Consider the following 22,608-nt stretch of genomic DNA (forward strand, 5'->3'; position numbering starts at 1 on the left):
GTTGTATAAAATGCAGCATTTTACTTTTACAAAGCCATGCTCTGCAGCCAATACTGCACATTATGCAACTTTTTGATCCAATACTGGACCCGTTTACCTCACTTAAGGGCCAATTGTTGTATAAGCTGCAACATAGCCCGTACTCCTGAGGCTTACCGGGTTTAATTGTTGCATTTATTACAACTAATGATTGGCCGACTATTTGCCGACTCCGACCGACCAGGTTTCCAGCGGCAGCGAAGGCTCCGCCTTAAGCTCCAGGTCGGAAAATTCGCCGTGCTTCCACTTCAGGTAGGCGGCGGCGCCGATCATCGCCGCGTTGTCCGTGCAATAGCCGAGCGGCGGAATCGACAGCGGGATGCCCTCCTTGTCGCAGCGCTCGCTGAGCGCCGCGCGCAGGCCGCGGTTGGCCGCAACCCCGCCGCAAAGCAGCAGCTGCACCGCTCCGGTGGCCTTCACCGCGCGGATCGCCTTCTCCACCACCACGTCGATCACCGATTCCTGGAATCCGCGGGCAATCGCCGCCTGGTAACCGTCCTCCCCGCGCATCTTATGCTGATTCACCGCATTCAGCACGGCGGATTTCAGCCCGCTGAAGCTGAAATCATATGAATCCGGCTCCAGCCAGGCGCGCGGCAGCTCTTCGGCGGTGTCCGACGCCAGGGCGAGCTTGTCGACATGCGGCCCGCCGGGATACGGGAAGCCGAGCGCACGGGCGACCTTGTCGTACGCCTCGCCCACGGCGTCGTCCCGCGTGCGGCCGAGCAGCTCGAAGCTGCCTTCCCGCCGCATCAGGACGAGCTCGGTATGGCCGCCGGAGACGACCAGCGCCAGGCAGGGATAATGAATTTCGCCGACCAGCCGGTTGGCGTAAATATGCCCGGCGATATGATGCGTGCCGATCAGCGGCTTGTCCAGCGCGAAGGCCAGACTTTTGGCGGCCATAATCCCGACCAGCAGCGCGCCGACGAGACCCGGGCCCTCGGTGACGGCCACGGCCGACAAATCCTCGGGGGCGATGCCCGCCTGCTTCACCGCTTCTTCCAGCATCAGCGTAATATTCTCGACATGTTTGCGGGAAGCCACCTCCGGCACGACGCCCCCGAAAGCTTTATGCGTTTCGATCTGGCTGGCGATCAGATTCGACAGCACCTCGGTCCCGTTCTTTACAACGGCGGCCGAAGTTTCGTCGCAGCTCGTTTCGACCGCGAGTATATAGCAATCCTGATTAGGCAATTGTGTTCGCTTCCTTCCTCTTCTTCAGCATTCGTACGCCTGCTCCGGCAGCTCGCACCACATAATGACGGCATCTTCCTGATTATCCGAATAATAGCCTTTACGCACGCCGGCGGCGACAAACCCGAGCTTGGCATACAGCGATTGCGCCACCATGTTGGAGGAACGGACCTCCAGGGTCATCCGTTCCATTTCAAGCTCCCTGGCCCATCTCATCATCTCGCGCAGCAGCTTCTCGCCCAAATGCCGCCCGCGGTACGCCGTGCGAACGGCGATATTGGTGATATGCGCCTCGTCGACGATCGTCCACATGCCGGCGTAGCCGACCGGCTTCCCGTCCACATCCATCACGATATAGCGGGCAAAATGGTTCAGCGTCAGCTCGTTGCGAAAAGCGTCCTCGCTCCAAGGCAGGGTGAAAGATTCATGTTCGATCACCATGATATCCGGGATATCCTCCAGCGTCATCGTCCGAAATTCAATATGCCCCGATTCCGCACTTTGCGTCACACTCATCCCCGGTTCCTCCTTATCGTCCGCGCAGCCGCTTGGCTTCGGCCTCGGCGAGCTGCGTGTAATTCGGCTCCAGCGCGTGCGCGTCATCGCCGCCGCCCCGCCGCGCCCGGCGGGCGCCGGCGAGCCCGATCCAGATCCCCTCCAGCTCGTAGGGGATCAGATGCAGCGCTTCGCCCAAGAGGGGCCGAAGCGCCTCAACCGCAGGCTCATGCTGCGCCGTTTCGCCCACAAACCACACGCCCGTCGGACGATCCTCCGGCCGGAGCGTGCGCAGCAGGCCGGCCAGCTGCTCCGTCCAGCCCGCCATGAGCCGGATCGCATCCGGCTCGAGCCGCTCCGGCAGCCGGCCGGCCTGCGCGGCAAACAGCGCGGTATAGACCTGACCGCGCCGCGCATCGACCAGCGGGACGATCCAGTGATCGCCCGCTGCGCTTGTTCCCGGGACCGGCGCTTCGCCGGTCCGGCCTGTCCCGCTCGCCACGCTGCCGGGGCCTCCGGTCTCAGCGTCATCGCCAGTCGAGCCAACCTCGCCCGCCCCGGCGCCCACGCCCATCTCACCGCCGTTCGCGCCTTCCAGCGCGGCGCCCAGCGCCGCCGCGTCCTGCCGCGCGCCATGCGCCCAGCCGCCCAGCGCGAGCGCCTCCAGGCTCGAGACGCCGTAGACCGGCAGGCGCAGCCCCCAGGCCAGCGTCTTCGCCGTCGTGACCGCGATCCGGGCCCCGGTATAAGAGCCGGGGCCCACGCCGACGGCGATCCCGTCCAGCTCGGTCCTCGCTACGCCCGCCGCGGCGAGCGCGTCGCCGATGGCGCTGACCAAATAAGCCGAGTGATTCCGCTCGGCGTGAATGTTCCGCTCCGCCAGCAGCTTGCCGCCGTCCATGACGGCAACCGCGAGCGATGATGTCGATGTATCGAAAGCAAGCAGCCGCCGCGGCGGCTGCGCTTCATTGCGTCCATGATCCATAATTACAGGACTCCATTCTCTTTCAAGGTGTCGATCCAGGCTTCATAGGGCTGCCCGCAAGCCCGGATATAGAAATTCCGCTCCGTGCCGTTCAGCGATTCTATGTAAATATAAAGCGCCTCCGGCGGCAGAATATCCGATATCAGACTGGCCCATTCCACCAGCGTGACGCCCTGGCCATAAAAATACTCGTCCAGCCCGAGCTCCTCGGCTTCCTCCAACGACAGCCGGTACACGTCCATATGGTAAAAAGGCAGCCGCCCCTCATATTCTTTAATCAGCGTAAACGTCGGGCTGTTGACCGTGCCCTTTACCTCCAAATACGCGGCAAACCGCTGCGAAAAAGCCGTCTTCCCCGCTCCGAGATCGCCGTCGAGCGCAATGACCGAGCCGGGGACGGCCGCTTTGGCCAGAAACGCGGCGAGCTTGTCCGTATAATCCAGATTCTCCGCTTTATATATGAATCCTGCGGATGATTTATCGAATATCCAATCCATCGTTACCCTTCCTTTTTTGCAAGCCTGCAACCCAAAAAAACGTATGTCCCCATTATATCGGTCCGTTCCGGCACCCGCAACACGAAAACCTTCCGTAAAACATCGCTCATCCGCCGGCTAAAGCTTCAAGGGTCATAGAAATCGTTTTTCTATCCATACTAACCATATCAAGCTATAAAAAAGAAAGGAGTTACCCGGCAATGCATACCGTCTGGAAAGGGGCCATCAGCTTCGGGCTTGTCCATGTGCCCGTTAAAATGTTCTCCGCTACGGAGGATAAAGACATTTCCATGAAATACATCCATAAAGTATGCGGCAGTCCGATCTCCTATGTCAGACGCTGCCCGACTTGCGATGAGGATGTGAATTGGGACGAAATCTCCCGGGGATACGAATACGAGAAAGGCAAATATGTGCTGTTTGAAAAAGAAGAACTCGAGCAGCTGTCCGCCCGGACGGAAAAGACGATCACCATCCTCGATTTCGTCGATTTGGAGGAGATCGACCCGATCTATTTTCAGAAAACATATTATCTGTCCCCCGACCAGGCCGGATCGAACGCCTACCAGCTTCTGCTGGAAGCGATGCGGGATTCGGGGAAGATCGGCATCGCCAAGATCGCCATCCGCTCCAAGAGCAGCCTCGCCGCCATCCGGGTGATGGAAGGATGCCTTGCGGTCGAGACGATCTTTTATCCCGATGAGATCCGCCCGATCTCCCAAGTGCCGAATCTCCCGGAAAACGTGGAGACGAACGAGAAGGAGCTGTCGATGGCCAAGCTGTTGATCGAGCAGCTTTCAACCCCGTTCGAACCGGAGAAATATACGGACGACTACCGCGAGAATCTGCTCAAGCTGATCGAGCAAAAAGTCTCCGGCGAAGAAATCAGCCTCGCTCCGGCCAAGCCGGAGACTAATGTGATCGACCTTATGGCCGCGCTGCAGGCCAGCATTGAAGCGGTTAAGCCGATCGCTACCGATCCAGGTCCCGCGAAGCCGAAGCGGGCCCGGAAGACGGCCGCCGCCGGAGGCGCCGGCAAAAAAGCCAAGCAACCGGCCGCCGAGGAAAAAGCAGCCGCAGGCGCGGACGACGCCGCAGCGGCCGGGCCGAAGCCGAAGCGGAAAACCGCCAAGACCGCGAAAAAGACGATCTCGTAATACCGTACGGAAAATCACATACTCTGCGATAATGTACAAGCTTCCGGAGGCGCGGCGGACCATCCTTGGATCACCGGATGGCGCATCGTCCCTCCGGGGGTCCATTCCAGAAACTGCACCTTCACGGTAAGCTCCGGCTTCATCCATTCCGCCCCTTTGATCCGTTCCGGGGTATTGAAGAAAGGCCTGTTGTTCACCGCCAATTGCCGGGCCAGCTTGGTGGCCCGTACCCATTCCTCTCCTTTCCATCTCGCCGTCCCGGCATGGCCGATATAGATAAATCTGCCTTCCTCGTCATACAAGCCGAGCAGCAGCGCGTTGACCGTACCGTCCCGGTACGTTACCCCGCCGACGGCGGCGTTCAGATCATGAGCCAGCTTGAGCTTGACCCAGCGCGGGTCTTTTCCGCCTAGAAGATAAGTACTGTCCAGACGCTTGCATACAATGCCTTCCCAGTCCCGCTCCTCCATGACGGAGAACAGGCTCCTCGCATCGGCCACATTGGGAACGAGCTGGAGCCGCTCGCCCGGCGTGACCCGCTCCTGCAGAAGCCGCTGCCGCTCACGCAGCGGGCGGTCCGTCACCCAAATTCCGTCGCAATACAATATGTCGAAGACCATATAAATCGCCGGAATTCTCGGTACCGCGAAGGCGATCTCCCGAGCCCGCCGCAGGCTGTCGCGGCGCATGATCTCGTGAAACGACGGCTTCCCGCCGGCCAGCGCGATCATCTCCCCGTCCAGGATGACCGAGTCCGCCCGGCAAAAGGATCGCACATCGGTGAACTCCGGGTACTGCAAGGTACGGTCGTTCTTTTTGCGGTTAATCAGCCGGGCTTCGCGGCCGTCGTAGTACGTCAGTATCCGTACGCCGTCCCATTTCACCTGGGCAATCCACTCTTCTCCCGCGGGAAAATCATGAGCCCGGACCGGTTCAAACGGAAACACCGGGTCCAAATCCATATCGCGACCTCCTTCTACCGATAAGCCATCTGATTGTTTCCCAAAGAGTGTTCCCTCTCCCGCGCATAACCATGCTTCTGTGGCGTCCGCTCATACTTTTCGCGAAATCGGCAAGCCTAACAGCCAAAGGAGGGATGATTTCCTATGGCCCGAAGCATCAAGGGAAGCATCAGCATCGAAGGCGAGGAGGTCGCCGTCAGCAATCCCGACAAGCTGCTGTGGCCGGAAGCCGGGATCACCAAACTCGTATATTTACAGAAGCTCGCCGAATTGTCGCCGTACCTGCTGCGTTACTGCCGCAACCGGCTGCTCACGACGATCCGTTATCCCGGAGGCATTCACGGCAAGTTTTTTTATCAAAAAAACGCCCCCGAACCGCTGCCGCCCTTTGTGCGGACCGCGGTTCACGAGAGCATCCGCTACGTTGTGCTGGATAATCTTCCGACCCTGCTGTGGCTGGGCAATCTCGCGGCCATCGAGTTTCACCCTTCGCTTCATTATATCGGCGACGAATTGCCCTGCGAATGGATGATCGATCTGGACCCTTCGCTGGAGGAGGAGCCCCGGATCATGGAGGCCGTATCGTATGTAGGCGAGATTTTGACCTCGCTCGGCCTCTCCTCCGTGCCGAAAACATCCGGGGCTACCGGAGTGCAGATTATCGTGCCGATTCAATACGGCGTCACCTTTGACGAGCTCCGCCTGATCGGGCATTTCGTAGCCCGCTACGTCACGGAGAAATATCCCCGCCTGTTCACGATCGAGCGGCTGAAGAAGGACCGGGGCGACAAAATCTATTTCGATTACCTTCAGCATTACGGCGGAAAAACGTTGGCCGCCCCTTATACCCCGAGGGCCCGCCAAGCGGCCAGTGTCTCGACGCCCTTGACCTGGGAGGAAGTTCGGCGAAGCCCCTCCCCGTCCGACTATCATTTGCTCAATATCGGAGCCCGGTTGAAGGAGCGCGGCGACCTGCTCGCGGCCGTACCGCCCCAGTCGGTAGAGATGATCCTGCGGCATTTGCAACAGCCCGCGGGAAAGAGGTAACCCCGGCCGAAGGTTACAGCAGCGGCGATAATAGCCGGGCCAGCAATTCGGCGGCCTTTTGCCGCCGGGGGCGGCGGGCGAATTCCTGCAGCGGGATCCGCCGGGAGTCCGCCAAATCCCGCTCGAAGTCTTGCGCCAGCCCGGAGATCGGCTTCGGGTCGAACAGAAGCGCGGTCAATTCGAAATTGCAAAAGAAGCTGCGCATATCGAGATTGGCCGTCCCGACCGAGGCCAACAAATCATCGACGATCATCACTTTGGCATGCACGAAACCTTTTCCATATTCGTAAAATTGCACACCAGCCTGCATCAGTTCTTCCACATAAGAGAGCGAAGCGAGCTTGACGAGACGGCTGTCGGAACGGCCGGGAATGATCACGATCACCTCCACGCCGCTGACCGCCGCCGTTTTCAACCCTGCGTAAATGCTGGCATCGGGAATAAAATACGGCGTGGTAATCCAAATCCGCCGTTTGGCCACGGATACGGCGCCGAAGCACATTTCCTGAATCGCGTTCCAATGCTGGTCGGGACCGCTGGTTAAAATTTGCGCCTGCTCCTGCCCGGTGCAGTGATGCTCCGGGAACAAATCGCGGTCGTAAATTCGCTGCCCGGAAGCGAGCTGCCAATCGCCGAGGAATGTATTTTGCAGAAAATAAACGGCATCTCCCCGAATTTGCAGATGCGTATCCCGCCAGTAACCCATTTTTTTATAAAGCCCCAGGTAATCGTCCCCCACATTGAGGCCGCCCAAAAAACCGACGGTTCCGTCGACGACGATGATTTTCCGGTGATTCCGGTAGTTCACCCGCCGGTCCAAAAAAGCAATCAGCGGAGGCAGAAAGAAATAAACCTCCACCCCCGCCGCCTTCAGCTCCGAGACAAAGATCCGCGCCAGACGATGGCTGCCCAATCCGTCGCAAACGAGCCTGACCTTGACGCCTTCCCGGGCTTTACGGATCATGACCTCCTTGAACCTGGTCCCGATGCCGTCGTGACGGAAGATATAAAATTCGATATGTATATGATCGTGCGCTTCTTCCATCGCCGCCAGCATAGCCGGAAAAGCTTCTTCCCCGCTTGAGAGAATTCGCGTCTCGTTGCATCCCGTGATCGGGCTTTCCGACAGATGGGTCAGCAGGCTGAACAAGCGCTCCTGGCCCGCAAAATCCCTGTTCCGCATCTTATCCAGGCGATCCACGATGTCCGCCTGCTCCCACAGGCGGGCCTTCATCTCCTGAAACAACCTGCTACCGCTGCGCCGCAGCCTTCTGCGGCTTTTGTAGTCCCGGGCAACAAAGTAATAAAGAACGAAGCCGACGAGCGGAACCAGAAACAGGATGAGTATCCAGGCTACCGTTTTTCCGGGATTGCGGAATTCAAGCAAGAGAATCGTAGCGATTTGAAAGATAAAGGCAAATAGGACAATAACCAGCCAAACCATATGAGTTCCACCTTCCCTTCACTCAGCATTAACCATCCTGAAGGCAATTTATTCATGGGGAGCTCGCCGCGAAAAGCCTGCGGAATACAGCGGTTCAAGTCCACGGATATATCAGACAAGACATATTTTTTGACATGATTTAAGAGATAGAGGAATAGATAAGTTATAAAAGTATGGAGAGGAAAGGAGACGCCATGAAAACCGCCAGCTTAAGTTTACCGAATCCTCATAAGATGACCTTGCTCGTACTTAGGGACGCGAATCAGCCCGTCAAGCAGGTTAGCGTATCCAAGCCGCTGGTCATCGCGGTTCCGCTGGTTGCCTTGTTATCGATCTCGGGTCTGATCATCAGCCTGCAAATCCAGTCCAGCCAGACGATCGGCAAGCTCGAACGGCAGCTTGAGAGCCAAAGTCTGCGGTTTGAAGCCATCGTGACCGACAAAGACGCCGCCATCGAACGCTTGCAGAACGAAGTGATCGCCTTGTCGGGCCAATCCGAGGAAATGATGGACCGGATGGAGCGCGTAACCGAGCTTGAAACCGAGCTGCAGAAGTTTATCGACAAATACGGGGACCCGGAAGACAAGAGCGGACTGACCTCCCTGTCCTGGGACGAAGGGGAAACGCTCGGCATCGGGGGTGAATTTATTGCGGTGCACGAGAACGAGATCGAACAATTGGCCGCGGATACCCGCGATAAATTCACGGAGATGAGCAAACTGCTTGATGAGATGGAACAGCATGTGCCGGTCACGCTGAAAAAAGCCAAGCAAACCCAGTACACCATTTCGGGAACGCCTACGGAATGGCCCACCCTGTCCAAGCGCCTGACCTCCAATTTCGGCTATAGGACCGACCCGTTCACGGGACGGGCCTCTTTTCACGCCGGAATCGATATCGCCGGCAAAACCGGGGATCCCGTATATGCCGCCGGTGCCGGCAAGGTGATCCTGACCGACAAAGACAGCTCCCATGGCAATTATATTATCGTCGAGCATCCCGGCGGCTTGCAAAGCTGGTATCTCCATCTCAGCAAGATCAGCGTATCCGCAGGCGATACCGTCACGAAAGGCGAACGCATCGGCAGTTTGGGCAACACCGGCCGCAGCACGGGTCCTCATCTGCACTTCGAGATCGTCAAGCAGGATAAGCCTATCGATCCTATGCCTTATTTGCAATAATCCAATATCAATTTTTATTTCAGGAGGAGGAAACCTTATGCGGAAGAAAAACAAATTGACGGAAGTCACGACCGATACGCTGATCGGCCGCGGCAGCACCATCGAAGGCAAACTGGAGTGCAAGGCCAATCTCCGGATTGAAGGAAAATTTCAGGGGGAAATCGACTGCGGCGGGCAGGTCATTGTCGGCGAGACCGGCGAGGCGAAATCCAATATCATAGGAACCGATATCATTGTGGCCGGCAAGGTCATCGGCGACATCGTAAGCCAAGGCCGGCTGACGATCACTTCCAGCGGCCAGGTCGACGGAAATGTCAGCGTCGCCAAGCTGGTCATCATCGAAGGCGGGCTTCTCAACGGCTCCAGCCATATGGAGAAAGCTTCGGCCACCGTCGTACCCGTCAAGGAGAAGGAGAAGTCCTCCAAAAAAGCGGTTCGGACCGAAGCGGGGTAAGCACGGGATGAAGCATATATACCAAGTTCCCGCCTGCTCGCCCGGAGCAAACGGGAACTATTTGTTTTCGGCTAAGCCGCCACATCCCGCTTATTGAAGACAAGCCAGCTGACGGCAAGGAACGCCAGCACGTACAGGGCCAGCACCGTCGCGGAGAAACCGAGCGTCATCCCGGCGGGTCCGACCTGCCCTCCCCGGTACTGGGAAAGGTCCATATTGACGAACAGCATATATTTCGCCCAGGCGTAACGCGACGGATGGAACAGCATCGTGAAGATGTTGCCCGCGAACAGGATGAACATCGACAGTCCGATCGCGATGCCGCCGGAGCGGAATACGGTAGAGATCATGAACGCAAATATCGTGATCACCAGCAGATCGATATAACTGTAGAGCAGGTTTTCCATAATGGAAGCCAATGGTCCCGCCCCTTGGGTTTCGGGGAAGATCACGGATCCCGTATTCGGGAACAGCAGGAACGAAACCGCCAAGTTCGCAATCAGGAAAACCGCCGTCGAAGCCAGCGTAAAGATCAATACCGCCAGCAGCTTGGAGAAGAGGATTTTGCTCCGGGTCCAAGGGCGGATCAGCAGCAGCTTGATCGTGCCCCAGGTAAACTCCCCCGCCACGATATCGGAGGCGATGACGACCGAGAAAATCGATACCAGAAAGTACAGTACCGATAATTGGTCCACCGCGTCCCAGGCGGACAGCGGCGAAGATGCGCTGCCGAGATAAAAAAGCGTACCGAACATGATCGACAACGCCACCAAAATGGCAAACATGATCCATGTCCGCATCCGGCGGTAAATTTTCATATTTTCATTTTGGACAAGCCGCAAAAAATCACTCAATTCGCCCGCCTCCCGTCATTTCCAAAAATTGATCCTCCAGCGACCGGGTAACGGCCCGGATGCCGTAAACGGCCACCCCTGCCAGGACCAGCTGCTTATTGATATCGGCAGCTTCTCCCCGGGAGGTTGCGACGATCAGACTGCCGTCTTCGATGCGGCCTTGTCCGATCTGTTCCAGGGCTCTGGCCGGATCATCCACTTCAAAGGCCGTCTCGTGACGGCGGCCGGGCAAGGCATCCTCCGCGTGCAGCGATTTGACGTCAACCAGCCGGCCTTGCTGAATAACGGCCACCGTGTCGCACATCAGCTCCATCTCCGACAGCAAGTGGCTGGATACGAACACGGTCGTCCCTTCCTCCTTGGCCAGGATGCGCAAATAATCGCGGAGCTCGCGGATGCCCTGCGGATCTAGCCCGTTCGTGGGCTCGTCCAGCACCAGCAGCTTCGGCCGGTGCAGGATCGCCTGGGCCACGCCCAACCGCTGCCGCATCCCCAGAGAATAGGTCTTCACCTTGTCGTGGATGCGGTGCTCCATCCCCACCCGCTCGACCGCTTCCATAATCCGCTGCCGGGTCACCCCCGGCGACATCCGGGCATAATGCAGCAGATTCTGATATCCGCTCAGAAATTTGTACATTTCCGGATTTTCCACAATCGCCCCCACATGGGAGATCGCCCGCTCGAAATCACGCTTGATGCTCAACCCCTGGATCAGAATATCCCCTTCCGTAATCGACATCAACCCGACCATCATCCGGATCGTCGTCGTCTTCCCGGCCCCGTTCGGCCCCAGAAAGCCATATACCTGACCCGGCGGAATATCGAGACTCAAATCATCGATCAGCGTCTTTCCTCCGATCCTTTTGCTGACGCCCTGTATCCTTACGACAGACTCCTGTGCCATGCCTTCACTCTCCTTCCGCTTGCCAATCCAACCGCCACCATTTCCATTCCCTTATTCATTCTCTTCTGAACCGGCAGCGTTTTTCCTATTTTACCATAAGAATGGAAGCAAAGAATCGAACTACTCTATTCCGTCAACCTGACAATAGCCGTAGCCAACATTTCATAACTGCGGATCTTTTCCCCGTTTCCAACAGGCTGAAGCATCCCTTTATCAACCAAGCCGCACAACCAATTTCGCGCAGTCCTGAAATCTATCCCCAGCAGTTCGGTCACATCCTTAGGGCGTACTCTTCTTCCCAGGCTCCAAGCCAGGCGCAGAATCTCTCGTTCTATTACATGCAAAGGCTGCTCCGAGGTATTCCGCAATAAATGCGGGCCGATAACTAACTGAAGCAACATCCGGCATATCTCCGGCCGCTGTAGAACATCGTCAAATGAAAAATGAATCATTTTCCATCCCATTCCGGTAAGAAATGTATCCCGATTTAATGAGTAACTGAACCTTTCGCGGTCCATATCCCGCACATGGCTTTGGAATCCGTCGCATTCCAGCCCGAATTTACCGAACGGCGGTAAATATGCAAAATCTAAAAACTGCGATTTGCGGTTCCAATCGCTAATTTCATACTCCGGATGCAAATCCTGAAATGTACCGAATACCGGCCACCATACATTTTGCAGCAGCAGCTTCTCGGCATAATTATGCCCTCTTAACAGCCTGCCTTTACGTTCCCCCGTTCTACGAGTCAAATGTTCATTAATAAAAGAGGCATGCGCCTCATCAAATGTCCCCCTCATTATCCCTGCCTCCCGCACCTAAAAATAAAAAAACGCCCTCTACAAAAATGTAAAGGACGTTCTTCGTCTTAGAAAAAGTATAACACGTTCAGTAAATTGGTTCCATTCGAGATGCGCTATATAGATCATCTGGAGACGGACAAATAGTCGCTTGCTACCTTATTTTCACTGGAAATATCCAATAAAAGGGGCACTTCAAACTGGAATGTGAGATTTTAATTGGATAATTCCAATCAAAATGACCAACTTGCTCAATATTAACTTATTTTCGGAGGGCCTTATTGGAAATATCCAATGGGACTCTCAAAAAATCGACTTTATCCTTTAAAAGATTGGAAATTTCCAATCAAGCTCATTAAAAAACAACCGGAGGCACGGATCAATTCTTAATCCGTGCTCCGGTTGTTTGAATCTTCTGCCGTTGCAATCGCCAACGGCCAGATTGGTTAGTTGCCCGAGCGGGCGAGCTCGCGCGTGTTGGCTTCGAACGCGGCGAGAAGGGCGGCTTCGCCTTTCAAGCCTTCGCTTTCCACCTTGCGGATCTGCTCCAGCATCCGCTTGTAATCCTTCGGAATGACGCGGACGAATTTCGGCAGCAGCTCATTCCAGTTGTCCAGCACGCGGCGTCCGACGACGCTGTCCGTGTAGAGGATGTGGCGGCTGATCAGCGTGCGGAGCTGGTCGACTTCGGCAGGTTCGGTGACCTGCTCCAGCAGCACCATCTCCAGGTTGCAGCGTTTGACGAAGTCGCCCTGCACATCCAGCACATACGCGATCCCGCCGGACATCCCGGCCGCGAAGTTGCGGCCCGTGCCGCCGAGGACGACGACGCGTCCGCCGGTCATGTACTCGCAGCCGTGATCGCCCACGCCTTCGACGACGATGTTCGCGCCGGAGTTCCGGACCGCGAACCGCTCGCCGGCGATGCCGCGGATGTACGCTTCCCCGCCGGTCGCGCCATAGAACGAGGTGTTCCCGACGATGATGTTCTCTTCGGCGGCAAACGTCGACTTCGGCGACGGCTTCACGATGATCTTGCCGCCCGACAAGCCTTTGCCGGTGTAGTCGTTCGCATCGCCAACCGCCGTCAGCGTCATGCCCTTCGGTACGAAGGCGCCGAAGCTTTGGCCGGCCGAACCCTCGAACCGGAACGTGATCGTATCCTCCGGCAGGCCGGCCCCGCCGTAAATGCGGGTCACCTCGCTGCCGAGGATCGTACCGGTCGCCCGGTTCACATTGCAGATCGCCAGCTCGGCGCTGACCGCTTCGCCACGCTCCAGGGCAGGACGGGCGAGACCGAGAAGCTGGGTAACGTCCAGCGTCTCCTCCAGGCCGTGGTTTTGCTTGCGCGTGCAATACCGGCTGCTGCCTTCGGGCGCCTTCGGCATATGCAGAAGCGACGACAGGTCGACGCCTGCCTTCTTCCAATGGTCGACCGCCTTGATCGTATCCAGGCAATCGGTCCGCCCGATCATTTCGTCAAGGCTGCGGAATCCGAGTTCGGACATCCATTCCCGGAGATCTTCGGCTACAAAGGTCATGAAATTGACCACATGCTGAGGATCGCCGGTGAAGTTCTTCCGCAGTTCCGGATTTTGCGTCGCCACGCCGACCGGGCATGTATCAAGCTGGCAAACGCGCATCATGATGCAGCCTACGGCGACGAGCGGCGCCGTCGAGAAGCCGTACTCCTCGGCGCCGAGCAGCGCCGCCACGGCGAGGTCGCGGCCGGTCAGCATCTTGCCGTCCGTTTCCAGTACGACGCGGTCGCGCAGATTGTTCATCATCAGCGTCTGGTGCGTCTCGGCCAGGCCAAGCTCCCACGGCAGGCCCGCATGGCGGATCGAGCTTTGCGGCGAAGCGCCGGTACCGCCGTCATAGCCGCTGATCAGGATGACGTCCGCGCGGCCCTTGGCCACGCCGGCCGCGATCGTGCCGACGCCGACCTCGGATACCAGCTTCACATTGATGCGGGCCCGCGGGTTCGCGTTCTTGAGATCGAAGATCAGCTCGGCCAAATCCTCGATCGAATAGATATCATGGTGCGGCGGCGGCGAGATCAGGCCTACGCCAGGTGTCGAACCGCGAACTTCGGCTACCCACGGATAGACTTTCTTGCCCGGGAGCTGTCCGCCTTCACCCGGTTTCGCCCCCTGCGCCATCTTGATCTGAATTTCATCCGCATTGACAAGATATTGGGATGTCACCCCGAAGCGGCCCGAAGCCACCTGCTTAATCGCGCTGCGGCGCAAATCGCCGTTACTATCCGGCACGAAACGCGCCGGATCCTCCCCGCCCTCGCCGGTATTGCTCTTTCCGCCGATGCGGTTCATCGCGATCGCGATCGTCTCATGCGCTTCTTTACTGATGGAACCGAACGACATGGCTCCCGTTTTGAAGCGGCGCATGATCGAAGAGGCAGACTCCACCTCTTCTAGCGGAACCTTCGGTCCGACCGGCTTCAGATCGAGCAGCGAACGAAGCGTCAGATGCTTTTTATTTTCACCCATAACGAGCGAGGCGAATTTTTTGTACAGATTATAGTCCCCGGTTCTGACCGACTGTTGCAGCAGATGGACGGTTTGCGGGTTGAACAGATGCTCTTCCCCGTCGCTGCGCCATTGGTATTCCCCGGAGGAATCCAGCACTTTGTCGTTGCCGTCCTGCGCGGAGTAGGCCCGCCCATGGTGGGCCAGCGTCTCCAGCGCCACCTCTTCGAGCCCGATCCCGCCGATCCGCGACGGTGTCCAGGTGAAGTAGCGGTCCACGAAATCTTCCTTCAGGCCCACCGCTTCGAAAATCTGGGCGCCCCGGTACGATTGGATCGTGGAAATCCCCATTTTGGACAATGTTTTGACTACGCCCTTGGTGGCGGCTTTGATGAAATTATAAACGGCTTTGGAATGGGAAATGCCTTTCAGCATTCCTTGACTGATCATATCGTCCAGCGTCTCGAACGCGAGGTACGGATTGACCGCGCTGACCCCGTATCCGAGCAAGAGCGCGAAATGATGCACTTCCCGCGGCTCGCCGGACTCCAGCAGCAGGCTGACCTTGGTCCGGGTCTCCATCCGGATCAAATGGTGATGGAGGGCGGAGACGGCCAGCAATGCGGGAATCGCCGCGTTATCGGCGTCCACGCCGCGGTCCGATAAGATCAGAATGTTATGGCCTTTGGCAATGACGCGGTCCGCCGCTTCGCACAGCGTATCCAGCGCTTTCCGGAGCCCTTCCGGGCCTTCGCTCGCCGGGAACAAAATCGGAATGGTCATCGCCTTGAAGCCAGGTCTGCGAATATGGCGCAGCTTGGCGAAATCCTCGTTCGACAAAATCGGCGAATCCAACCGGATCTGGCGGCAGCTTTCCGGCTCCGGCTTCAGCAGGTTGCGCTCCGGTCCGATCATCGTCGCCGTCGAGGTAACCAGCTCCTCTCGGATCGCGTCGATCGGCGGGTTGGTCACCTGGGCGAACATCTGCTTGAAGTAGTTGTAGAGCATTTGCGGGCGTTCCGACAAGATGGCCAGCGGCGCATCGTAACCCATCGAGGCTACGTTTTCCTGCCCGGTCAGCGCCATCGGTTCAAACACTTTGCGCAAATCTTCATAGCTGTATCCGAACGCCATCTGGCGCTGCGTAATGCTCTCGTGCGGCTCCGCCGGCAGCTCCGGCGCCTCGGGAAGCTCCTCAAGCTCCACCAGATGCTCATCCAGCCACTCGCGGTACGGGTTTTCCTTGGCGATCGACGCCTTGACTTCCTCGTCGGATATAATCCGACCTTCCTTGGTGTCGACCAGCAGCATCCGTCCTGGACGCAGGCGGTCCTTGTACAGCACTTCCTCGGCCGGAATGTCGAGCACCCCTACTTCGGAGGATAGCACGATCAGATCGTCCTTCGTGACATAGTAACGGGAAGGTCTCAGCCCGTTGCGGTCAAGAATAGCCCCGATCTGCACCCCGTCGGTGAAGCCCATCGCCGCAGGCCCGTCCCACGGCTCCATCAGGGCGCTATGGTATTCGTAAAATGCCTTTTTGTCCTCAGCCATATCGGCGTTATTGTCCCAAGGCTCCGGCACCATCATCATCGCGACGTGCGGGAGGGAACGGCCGCTGAGGTACAGAAATTCAAATGTATTATCGAACATGGCGGTATCGGATCCGTCCGGATTGATGACCGGCTTCACCTTCTCCAGATCGCTGCCGAACGCTTCCGTTTCAAACAGCGATTGACGGGCATGCATCCAGTTCACATTGCCGCGCAAGGTGTTGATCTCCCCGTTGTGAATCATGAAGCGGTACGGGTGAGCCCGTTCCCAGCTGGGAAACGTGTTCGTGCTAAAGCGGGAATGCACCAGAGCGATTGCCGACTCCAGGCCCTCGTCTTTAAGATCCAGGTAGAATTGTCCAACCTGCTCGGTCGTGAGCATCCCTTTATAAACAACTTTCCGGCAAGACAAACTCGACACATAAAACGCGTCGCCGTCGGCACTGCCGCTGTAGCGGATCGCCTGTTCGGCCCGGCGCCGGATCACGTACAATTTGCGTTCGAAGTCCAGATCGGTGACAAGCCCTTCGCCGCGGGAGATGAATATCTGGCGAACGAACGGCTTGGCTTCCCTAGCCGTTTTCCCAAGCATGTCATCACGTGTCGGTACCGTCCGGAACCCGATCACTTTCTGTCCCTCTTCCTCGACAATCCGGGTCAGTTCGGCTTCCTGCCGGCCGCGGGCCGCGGCATCATGCGGCAGGAACAGCATTCCCACCCCGTATTGTCCGGCTTCGGGAAGCTTGTAGCCCAGCTTCTTCGCCTCCGAAGCGAAAAAGCGGTGCGGGATTTGCAGTAAAATACCTGCGCCGTCCCCCGAATTCGGTTCGCTTCCCTGTCCGCCGCGATGCTCCATATTGGTCAGCATCGTAAGCGCCTTGCTCACGATATCGTGGGAAGCCCGGCCTTTGATATGAGCGACGAAGCCCATGCCGCAGGCGTCTTTTTCGAAGGACGGATCATAGAGTCCCTGCTTTGGGGGTATAACTGTGTGTTTCATAATCAGCGCAACCTTTCTATTTAAAAAAATAAGTAACGCAACTTGTAAACGACAGGTTATTTTGTACTTTTTATTCTAACGGAAAACGCTTCGGCTGTTTTTGCACTATCTTCTCTTTCTTTTGCACTAATGCTAATAAATTTGCGGAGGTATGACATCCATCGGCTTTGAAAGCGTTGTCCTGATAGATATACTTGCCAGAGTCGGGGCATCAAACCAGCTTGAAACAGAGATTCAAAGAACAGGCGATTCCGGCCGGTACCAAACCTTTTTTTCTACTTTCCATCATATGAATCTTAAATAAAAAAAACCTGCAAAACCATGACGAATGCGGTGTTTGCAGGTCGGATTTATAATAAAAGTTTTTTATATCCAGCGTTTGTATTATTTATGCCTTCGCTTCCGCGTTCACACGCTTATCCTGTTGATGCGTGAGGAAGTAAGCCAGTGTCAATGCCAGGAAAACGACCCCATATGCAGCCAGTATGCCGAGCTGCTGCCAAGCGTGACCGAAGTCGCCCGTAGAGACGACCGCCTTGTAGCCGCTGACGCTGTACGTCATCGGCAGCAGCGGGTTGAACGCCTTCATCCAGCCGGGGATCAGCTCCAGCGGGAAAGTACCGGCACTGGTCGTCAATTGGAAGATCAGGATCAAGATGGCCAGGAAGCGCCCCGGATTGTCCAGCCATGTGACCAAAGCCTGGATAATGAACATATAGCACAGGCTCGTGACAAAGCTAAAGAGATAGAACATTGGAACGCTTTGCACCTTAAGCCCCAGTCCGTACAGTACCAAAATCGAAGCCAGCAGCGATTGCAGCAGGCTCATACCGGTAAAAGCCAAGGCGCGGCTGACGAACCGGTTCCACCCGGTAGCCCCTTCGACCGATGATTGGCGAAGCGGAACGACCAGCGTCGAGATCAAAGCTCCGACAAACAGGCCGAGCGAAAGGAAGTATGGAGCGAATCCGGTACCGTAGTTCGGAACTTCGCTGACTTTTTGCTCCTCGATACCGATCGGTTCGGCATACATATCCACAAGTTCGTCGGTCTTCTTCACGCCGGAGGTTTGCTTTGCGGCATCCGTCAGCTTCGTCGCCAGTTCACCGGAGCCTTCGGTCAGCCGATCCATGCCGCTCTTGAGCTCGCCCGCGCCAGCATCGAGCTGCCGGGACCCGCTGGTTAAGGTACCGACCCCTCCGGCCAGTTGTTCCATGCCGCTTTCCATTTGCTCGGCGCCCGCGCTCAGCTTGCCGGCACCTTGCGCCAGCTCACCGCCGCCTACGGCCGCCTCGGACAATTTGCCGCCGAACTGCTTCAGCCCGGCCGTAAGCTGCGCTTGTCCCGCCGTCAATTGTGCCGCGCCTTTGGCGAGCTGATGCTGCCCTTCGGCAAGCTGCTCGCCGCCTTGCAGCAATTGCCGCTGCGCGGACTCAAGCTCCTTGCCGCCCTGGAGCAGCTGCTCCTGTCCCTGGCGCACTTGCTCGCTGCCCGTGGCGACCGCCTTGCTGGCGGTAAGCAGCTGCTGCATCTCCGGGCTTTGCGCAAGCTCGGGGTTAGCCTCGGCAAGCTGTTCCAAGCCTTGGGCTAAACCCTTGGCACCCTCGGCCACTTTACCGCTGCCCTGCACCGAGGATTCGAGGCCGCTTACCAGCTTGGCGCTGCCCTCCGTCGAGGAAGCCAGGCCGGCTTTGAGCTTGTCGGCGCCTTGCGCGGAAGTCTTAAGCCCGTCTTGCAGTTGAACGCCGCCTTGCTGAGCCTGCGCCGCGCCGTTCTCAAGCTGTTGCTCCGCCGCGGTCAACTGACTCAGCCCTCCGGCAAGCGAAGAAGCGCCTGCCTTAAGATCAGCCGCTCCCTGGGTAAGGGAACCGGCGCCTTGCTCAAGCGGCGCGATTCCGTCTTGCAGCCGGCTTGTGCCGTCGACCAGCTTGGCCAGATTCGCCTTGATCTGCTCGGCTCCTTCGGCAAGCGTGGTTGCACCGTCATTCAGCGCCGCGGCGCCCGCACCGGCGTCGTTCAGGCCGCCCGAGATTTTCTCCACCTGATCGAACAAGGTTTCCGTATAAGCCTCCGTCACTTTGGTAGAAACTTTGGATTTGATTTCCTTAATGGCGGTACCGCCGATTTGCGCGGCCAGAAAATTATAACCTTCATTCGGTTCATAAATTAATTGTGCCGGCTGCGGATGCTCATCCATCAGCGTCGTCGCCCGGGCCGAGAAATTCTCGGGAATGACGATCGTCATATAGTATTTATTGGAGGACATTCCTTCCTCGGCTTGTTCCCGGGTAACGAAATCCCAGGCGAAATCATTGCCTTTCTTCAGCTCATCAACCAAATCATTGCCGACCTGCAGCGATTTCCCTTCGTATTCGGCCCCCGTATCCCGGTTCACGACCGCGACGGGAATCTCGTTCATCTTGCCGTAAGGGTCCCAGAACGCCGCCAGGAACATCCCGCTGTACAGTAAGGGAATAAACAGCACGACCAGGATCGGAATGATAACCTTGCGATTCTTGAAGGAAGCGGTCAGATCCTTAAAAAACACCGCCAGCGATTTCATGTTGTGTTCTCTCCTTACTTTCATGGTGTATTTTATAAAATGACTAAAATTCAGTTATGGTCATTTGGTCATTCATCACTTTACCACCTGCTTTGCCCCAATGCAAGTATTTTTCTGTATCTTTCAATGTTATTTTCATCACATATTTAGGCCCTCATCTTGCTCACCAGTTCTATTCCCGACTTAAGTCCAGCATCAGACCAGTCCGCAGTCTCTTCCTCTCGCAGGGCAAAAAAAATAAACTGGATATGTAAGTTTTAGCCACTTGAGCTAATCCAGTTTGGAAAAGAGGGTGAAATTCCATGCCGGGCAAAAGAGTCCTGATTTTATCGGAAGGCTTCGGCAGCGGCCATACCCAGGCAGCCTGTGCGCTGGCCGCCGGTTTGAAAAAAATGAATCCCGAAATTCGTCCGAAGGTGCTGGAGCTCGGTTCGCTGCTTAATCCGAAGCTGGCGCCCCGGGTTCAGTCCGCTTACCGGATGACCGTAAATTCAAGCCCTACGCTTGTCGGCAGGCTCTACCGCAAAAATTATGACAAGCCGGTCAGCCGCTTAACCCGGCTTGCGCTGCATAAATTGTTCTATCATCACGCCGCCGCTGTAATCGGCCGGTTGAACCCGGAGCTGATCGTCTGCACCCACCCTATTCCGGGGGCGGTTATGTCACGGCTGAAAGCGGCGGGAATGAACATCCCGCTCTTTATGCTCATCACCGACTACGATGCCCACAGTTCCTGGATCAGCCCGGGAGTCGACCGCTACTTCGTGTCGACGCCGGACGTGCGAAGCGTCTTGATCCGGCGCGGGGTTCCCCCCGAGGCCATCGAGGTGTCCGGCATCCCGGTTCACCCCGAGTTTTGGCTCAGACGGGATAAGGCTTCCGTCAGGGAGGAGCTCGGAATCCAAAATATGCCCACCGTGCTTGTCATGGGAGGCGGCTGGGGGATGCTATTTTCCGATGAGTTGATCTCCCGGTTGTCCGCGTGGAAAGAGCGGATTCAGTTCGTTTGCTGCGTGGGCAGCAACGACAAGCTTGCCGCCAGACTGCGCAGTCACGCAGCCCTGCGGCATCCGAATATTACCGTGCTCGGCTATACCCGCGAAATCAGCAAGTGGATGGACGCCTGCGACCTGCTGATCACAAAGCCCGGAGGAATGACCTGCACCGAGGGGCTGGCGAAAGGTATACCCATGCTGTTTTTCGCGTCATTGCCCGGCCAGGAGGAGAAGAACCGCGATTATTTCGTGAAAATCGGCCGCGGAAGAGAACTTTCGTCCGCAAAGCTTCTGGACACTTGGTTCGGCGAAATCAGCACCGGCCCTAAATCCGGTTCGGTCTCCTCCTCCAAGCACGCGCTTCATCCGGATTTTTCTTTATATCAACCGGATAGCTGCGCCCGAAATATCGCGGGCCTTCTGGATTGCGATTATTTGTAAAAAGTATGGTTGCCGATCACCTTCGCCTTGTCTTTCGTTTTGGCGATGGTGAGATCCTTGGCAAGCTTTAATGACAAGAAATAGTAAGTATCGTCGGCTACTTCCTTTCGCCCGTTCAGCGCCTCGTTCACGGCATGGATCGTATCTTCGTCCGGCTTGACCTTATTCAGACGCCCGTTCCTTACGGGGCTGAACTGGGATTTCTGATAAATGACTTCCTTGATCGTGTCGGGATAATTGGCGGACCGCAGCCGGTTTAAGACAACGTTGGCGACAGCCACTTTGCCTTCGTACGGTTCGCCTTCTGCTTCCGCCATGACGATTTTTTGCAGGAGAAGCAGCTCTTCATCGTCCAAAACGTAGCTCCATACAGCCTTGTCCTTATCCGCATGGCTTAACAGTTCTGTCCGCGTGAAGAATAATTGTTTAGGAGGGGTAAGCGGGTCCGGAACAACCTCCGCTACGGCGGGTTCCGGCTTTTCCAATGCTTGTTTGCGCAGCCAAATCCGCTCGGAAACGAGCGTCTGGGCCTTCGGCGAGCTCTGGACGGCTGTCTCCGCGCTCTGACGTTTCATTTCCAAGGTTATTAAATTAGGCAGCAACGCCTTATTGAACGCCTTGTTCCGATTCTCTCCTGCCGGCATCGTTGCCGGTTCGCTCCTGTTGGACGGTCCTACGGAAGCCGAAAGATCGCGATTTGCTTGCATATACCCCGAAACGGGATAAAGCTCCCGGTCCTCCCGGCCGCTTGCCCCGGAATTTGGCTTCAGCAAGCAAATCGCCCCTATACACACAAGTATCGCCCCAATCAGGAGCGCGACGTAACGGTTCTGCCGAAAAATATACATAGATGACCTCCTGCTCGACATTTCTCTCTATTGACGCATTCTTTCATCTATGTAACCGTAAAAAAACCTTTTGAATACAAATCGCCGACAAAAGGTTACATTTTCCTATCAAGCTATGCCTTGAGCAGTACTCTGGCAACCTCCTCATACATAGGCTTTCTATTCATATGCGTACGGTAAATAACAATCGCATCCGCCTTCCAGGTCCCGAAATCTGCGGAAGCCAGCCGCAAGCTGTCGGGATCGAACCTACCGTGTCCGCGATACTTTCTGGCCAGGGTAATATGCGGATTATACGGCCGCTCCTCGGGAGTAAAGCCCAATTCCGTGCTGGCCGTCGCGATTTTGGCTTGGAGCTCGCGGAGCGCTTTCAGTTCGCCTTCCACACCGGCCCAAAGCACGCGCGGGGCTGCCGGAGCACCAAAGGTCCCGCACTTGGCAACTTCAAGTGAAAAAGCCGGGCTTTGCGCAGCGGTTCGTTCCAGCATTTGCTTGATTTCCCGAATCCGGTTCGCGGGCGTGTCGCCTAGAAACTGCACCGTGATATGATAATCCTCCGGATGCACCCATTTGGCGAATTCCCAGGCGCTTTTTTGCCCTTCCGACCAGGCTGACAATGTTTCTTTTATGGCTTTCGGAAGGGGGATGGCGATGAAAATGCGCCACGATTCTACAATGTTTTCCATAAAGCTTCACCTCTTAA

Annotated in this window: 18 protein-coding genes; 5 read left to right on the plus strand and 13 right to left on the minus strand. The window is 56.7% G+C overall.

The features are described from left to right. Window positions 1-198: 198 nt before the first annotated feature. Genes tsaD through tsaE form a run of 4 tightly spaced genes read right to left on the minus strand, consistent with a single transcriptional unit; the run spans window position 199 to window position 3,213 of the window. Window positions 199-1,236 (minus strand): tRNA (adenosine(37)-N6)-threonylcarbamoyltransferase complex transferase subunit TsaD, encoded by a 1,038-nt coding sequence (gene tsaD, locus V3851_RS17285; protein ID WP_331847805.1) that lies wholly within the window; start codon window positions 1,234-1,236, stop codon window positions 199-201. A 24-nt stretch (window positions 1,237-1,260) separates the two neighbouring features. Next, a complete protein-coding gene (gene rimI, locus V3851_RS17290) occupies window positions 1,261-1,752 on the minus strand; it encodes a ribosomal protein S18-alanine N-acetyltransferase (protein ID WP_331847806.1) in 492 nt (163 codons plus the stop codon). A gap of 13 nt (window positions 1,753-1,765) precedes the next feature. After that, window positions 1,766-2,716, minus strand: a complete 951-nt coding sequence (tsaB, locus tag V3851_RS17295; RefSeq protein WP_331847807.1) for a tRNA (adenosine(37)-N6)-threonylcarbamoyltransferase complex dimerization subunit type 1 TsaB — start codon at window positions 2,714-2,716, stop codon at window positions 1,766-1,768. Between the two features lie 2 nt (window positions 2,717-2,718). Continuing rightward, on the minus strand, window positions 2,719-3,213 hold the full coding sequence (tsaE, locus tag V3851_RS17300; protein WP_331847808.1) for a tRNA (adenosine(37)-N6)-threonylcarbamoyltransferase complex ATPase subunit type 1 TsaE: 495 nt from the start codon (window positions 3,211-3,213) through the stop codon (window positions 2,719-2,721). A gap of 200 nt (window positions 3,214-3,413) precedes the next feature. Here tsaE and ku point away from each other — a divergent pair, with 200 nt between their 5' ends. Continuing rightward, on the plus strand, window positions 3,414-4,370 hold the full coding sequence (ku, locus tag V3851_RS17305; protein WP_331847809.1) for a non-homologous end joining protein Ku: 957 nt from the start codon (window positions 3,414-3,416) through the stop codon (window positions 4,368-4,370). 14 nt (window positions 4,371-4,384) lie between these two features. Here the strand turns inward: ku and V3851_RS17310 are convergent, their stop codons facing one another. Beyond that, window positions 4,385-5,332 carry an ATP-dependent DNA ligase gene (locus V3851_RS17310; protein WP_331847810.1) on the minus strand — a complete coding sequence of 316 codons (948 nt, stop codon included), beginning with the start codon at window positions 5,330-5,332 and terminating at the stop codon, window positions 4,385-4,387. 144 nt (window positions 5,333-5,476) lie between these two features. Between V3851_RS17310 and ligD the strand changes: the two genes are divergently transcribed. Further along, complete coding sequence (ligD, locus tag V3851_RS17315; protein WP_331847811.1) at window positions 5,477-6,379, plus strand: non-homologous end-joining DNA ligase; 903 nt, start codon at window positions 5,477-5,479, stop codon at window positions 6,377-6,379. 13 nt (window positions 6,380-6,392) lie between these two features. On the opposite strand, the gene cls is transcribed toward ligD, so the two are convergent. Then, the gene (gene cls / locus V3851_RS17320) at window positions 6,393-7,823 is read right to left on the minus strand and encodes a cardiolipin synthase (protein WP_331847812.1); all 1,431 of its coding nucleotides are present in this window, start codon (window positions 7,821-7,823) and stop codon (window positions 6,393-6,395) included. Between the two features lie 194 nt (window positions 7,824-8,017). Between cls and V3851_RS17325 the strand changes: the two genes are divergently transcribed. Next, complete coding sequence (locus V3851_RS17325; RefSeq protein WP_331847813.1) at window positions 8,018-9,004, plus strand: M23 family metallopeptidase; 987 nt, start codon at window positions 8,018-8,020, stop codon at window positions 9,002-9,004. A 37-nt stretch (window positions 9,005-9,041) separates the two neighbouring features. Continuing rightward, window positions 9,042-9,458 (plus strand): bactofilin family protein, encoded by a 417-nt coding sequence (locus V3851_RS17330; protein ID WP_331847814.1) that lies wholly within the window; start codon window positions 9,042-9,044, stop codon window positions 9,456-9,458. A gap of 71 nt (window positions 9,459-9,529) precedes the next feature. Here V3851_RS17330 and V3851_RS17335 read toward each other — a convergent pair whose 3' ends face one another. From V3851_RS17335 to V3851_RS17355, 5 genes are all read right to left on the minus strand, one after another. Further along, window positions 9,530-10,312 (minus strand): ABC transporter permease, encoded by a 783-nt coding sequence (locus V3851_RS17335; RefSeq protein WP_331847815.1) that lies wholly within the window; start codon window positions 10,310-10,312, stop codon window positions 9,530-9,532. Beyond that, window positions 10,305-11,216: an ABC transporter ATP-binding protein gene (locus tag V3851_RS17340; RefSeq protein WP_331847816.1), complete on the minus strand. Its 912-nt coding sequence runs from the start codon at window positions 11,214-11,216 to the stop codon at window positions 10,305-10,307. Before V3851_RS17340 ends, V3851_RS17335 begins: the two co-directional genes overlap by 8 nt. 125 nt (window positions 11,217-11,341) lie before the next feature. Next, on the minus strand, window positions 11,342-12,016 hold the full coding sequence (locus V3851_RS17345) for a hypothetical protein (protein ID WP_331847817.1): 675 nt from the start codon (window positions 12,014-12,016) through the stop codon (window positions 11,342-11,344). 446 nt (window positions 12,017-12,462) lie between these two features. After that, complete coding sequence (gene gltB / locus V3851_RS17350; RefSeq protein ID WP_331847818.1) at window positions 12,463-17,058, minus strand: glutamate synthase large subunit; 4,596 nt, start codon at window positions 17,056-17,058, stop codon at window positions 12,463-12,465. Between the two features lie 388 nt (window positions 17,059-17,446). Beyond that, entirely contained in the window at window positions 17,447-19,621 is a 2,175-nt protein-coding gene (locus tag V3851_RS17355; protein WP_331847819.1) for a YhgE/Pip domain-containing protein, read from the minus strand. A 302-nt stretch (window positions 19,622-19,923) separates the two neighbouring features. Between V3851_RS17355 and V3851_RS17360 the strand changes: the two genes are divergently transcribed. Further along, complete coding sequence (locus tag V3851_RS17360) at window positions 19,924-21,057, plus strand: MGDG synthase family glycosyltransferase (protein ID WP_331847820.1); 1,134 nt, start codon at window positions 19,924-19,926, stop codon at window positions 21,055-21,057. Here V3851_RS17360 and V3851_RS17365 read toward each other — a convergent pair. Next, on the minus strand, window positions 21,048-21,905 hold the full coding sequence (locus V3851_RS17365) for a cell wall hydrolase (RefSeq protein ID WP_331847821.1): 858 nt from the start codon (window positions 21,903-21,905) through the stop codon (window positions 21,048-21,050). The genes V3851_RS17360 and V3851_RS17365 overlap by 10 nt on opposite strands. A 113-nt stretch (window positions 21,906-22,018) precedes the next feature. Beyond that, on the minus strand, window positions 22,019-22,591 hold the full coding sequence (thpR, locus tag V3851_RS17370) for an RNA 2',3'-cyclic phosphodiesterase (protein ID WP_331847822.1): 573 nt from the start codon (window positions 22,589-22,591) through the stop codon (window positions 22,019-22,021). Between the last annotated feature and the right edge of the window lie 17 nt (window positions 22,592-22,608).

Source organism: Paenibacillus haidiansis (assembly GCF_036553665.1).
GTDB lineage: Bacteria > Bacillota > Bacilli > Paenibacillales > Paenibacillaceae > Fontibacillus > Fontibacillus haidiansis.

What these genes read in the sequence shown, in the direction of transcription:
- rimI (WP_331847806.1), bottom strand. Translation starts at nt 1,752, where the DNA reads ATGAGTGTGACGCAAAGTGCGGAATCGGGGCATATTGAATTTCGGACG.
- tsaB (WP_331847807.1), bottom strand. Translation starts at nt 2,716, where the DNA reads ATGGATCATGGACGCAATGAAGCGCAGCCGCCGCGGCGGCTGCTTGCT.
- tsaE (WP_331847808.1), bottom strand. Translation starts at nt 3,213, where the DNA reads ATGGATTGGATATTCGATAAATCATCCGCAGGATTCATATATAAAGCG.
- ku (WP_331847809.1), top strand. Translation starts at nt 3,414, where the DNA reads ATGCATACCGTCTGGAAAGGGGCCATCAGCTTCGGGCTTGTCCATGTG.
- V3851_RS17310 (WP_331847810.1), bottom strand. Translation starts at nt 5,332, where the DNA reads ATGGATTTGGACCCGGTGTTTCCGTTTGAACCGGTCCGGGCTCATGAT.
- ligD (WP_331847811.1), top strand. Translation starts at nt 5,477, where the DNA reads ATGGCCCGAAGCATCAAGGGAAGCATCAGCATCGAAGGCGAGGAGGTC.
- cls (WP_331847812.1), bottom strand. Translation starts at nt 7,823, where the DNA reads ATGGTTTGGCTGGTTATTGTCCTATTTGCCTTTATCTTTCAAATCGCT.
- V3851_RS17325 (WP_331847813.1), top strand. Translation starts at nt 8,018, where the DNA reads ATGAAAACCGCCAGCTTAAGTTTACCGAATCCTCATAAGATGACCTTG.
- V3851_RS17330 (WP_331847814.1), top strand. Translation starts at nt 9,042, where the DNA reads ATGCGGAAGAAAAACAAATTGACGGAAGTCACGACCGATACGCTGATC.
- V3851_RS17340 (WP_331847816.1), bottom strand. Translation starts at nt 11,216, where the DNA reads ATGGCACAGGAGTCTGTCGTAAGGATACAGGGCGTCAGCAAAAGGATC.
- V3851_RS17345 (WP_331847817.1), bottom strand. Translation starts at nt 12,016, where the DNA reads ATGAGGGGGACATTTGATGAGGCGCATGCCTCTTTTATTAATGAACAT.
- gltB (WP_331847818.1), bottom strand. Translation starts at nt 17,058, where the DNA reads ATGAAACACACAGTTATACCCCCAAAGCAGGGACTCTATGATCCGTCC.
- V3851_RS17355 (WP_331847819.1), bottom strand. Translation starts at nt 19,621, where the DNA reads ATGAAATCGCTGGCGGTGTTTTTTAAGGATCTGACCGCTTCCTTCAAG.
- V3851_RS17360 (WP_331847820.1), top strand. Translation starts at nt 19,924, where the DNA reads ATGCCGGGCAAAAGAGTCCTGATTTTATCGGAAGGCTTCGGCAGCGGC.
- V3851_RS17365 (WP_331847821.1), bottom strand. Translation starts at nt 21,905, where the DNA reads ATGTATATTTTTCGGCAGAACCGTTACGTCGCGCTCCTGATTGGGGCG.
- thpR (WP_331847822.1), bottom strand. Translation starts at nt 22,591, where the DNA reads ATGGAAAACATTGTAGAATCGTGGCGCATTTTCATCGCCATCCCCCTT.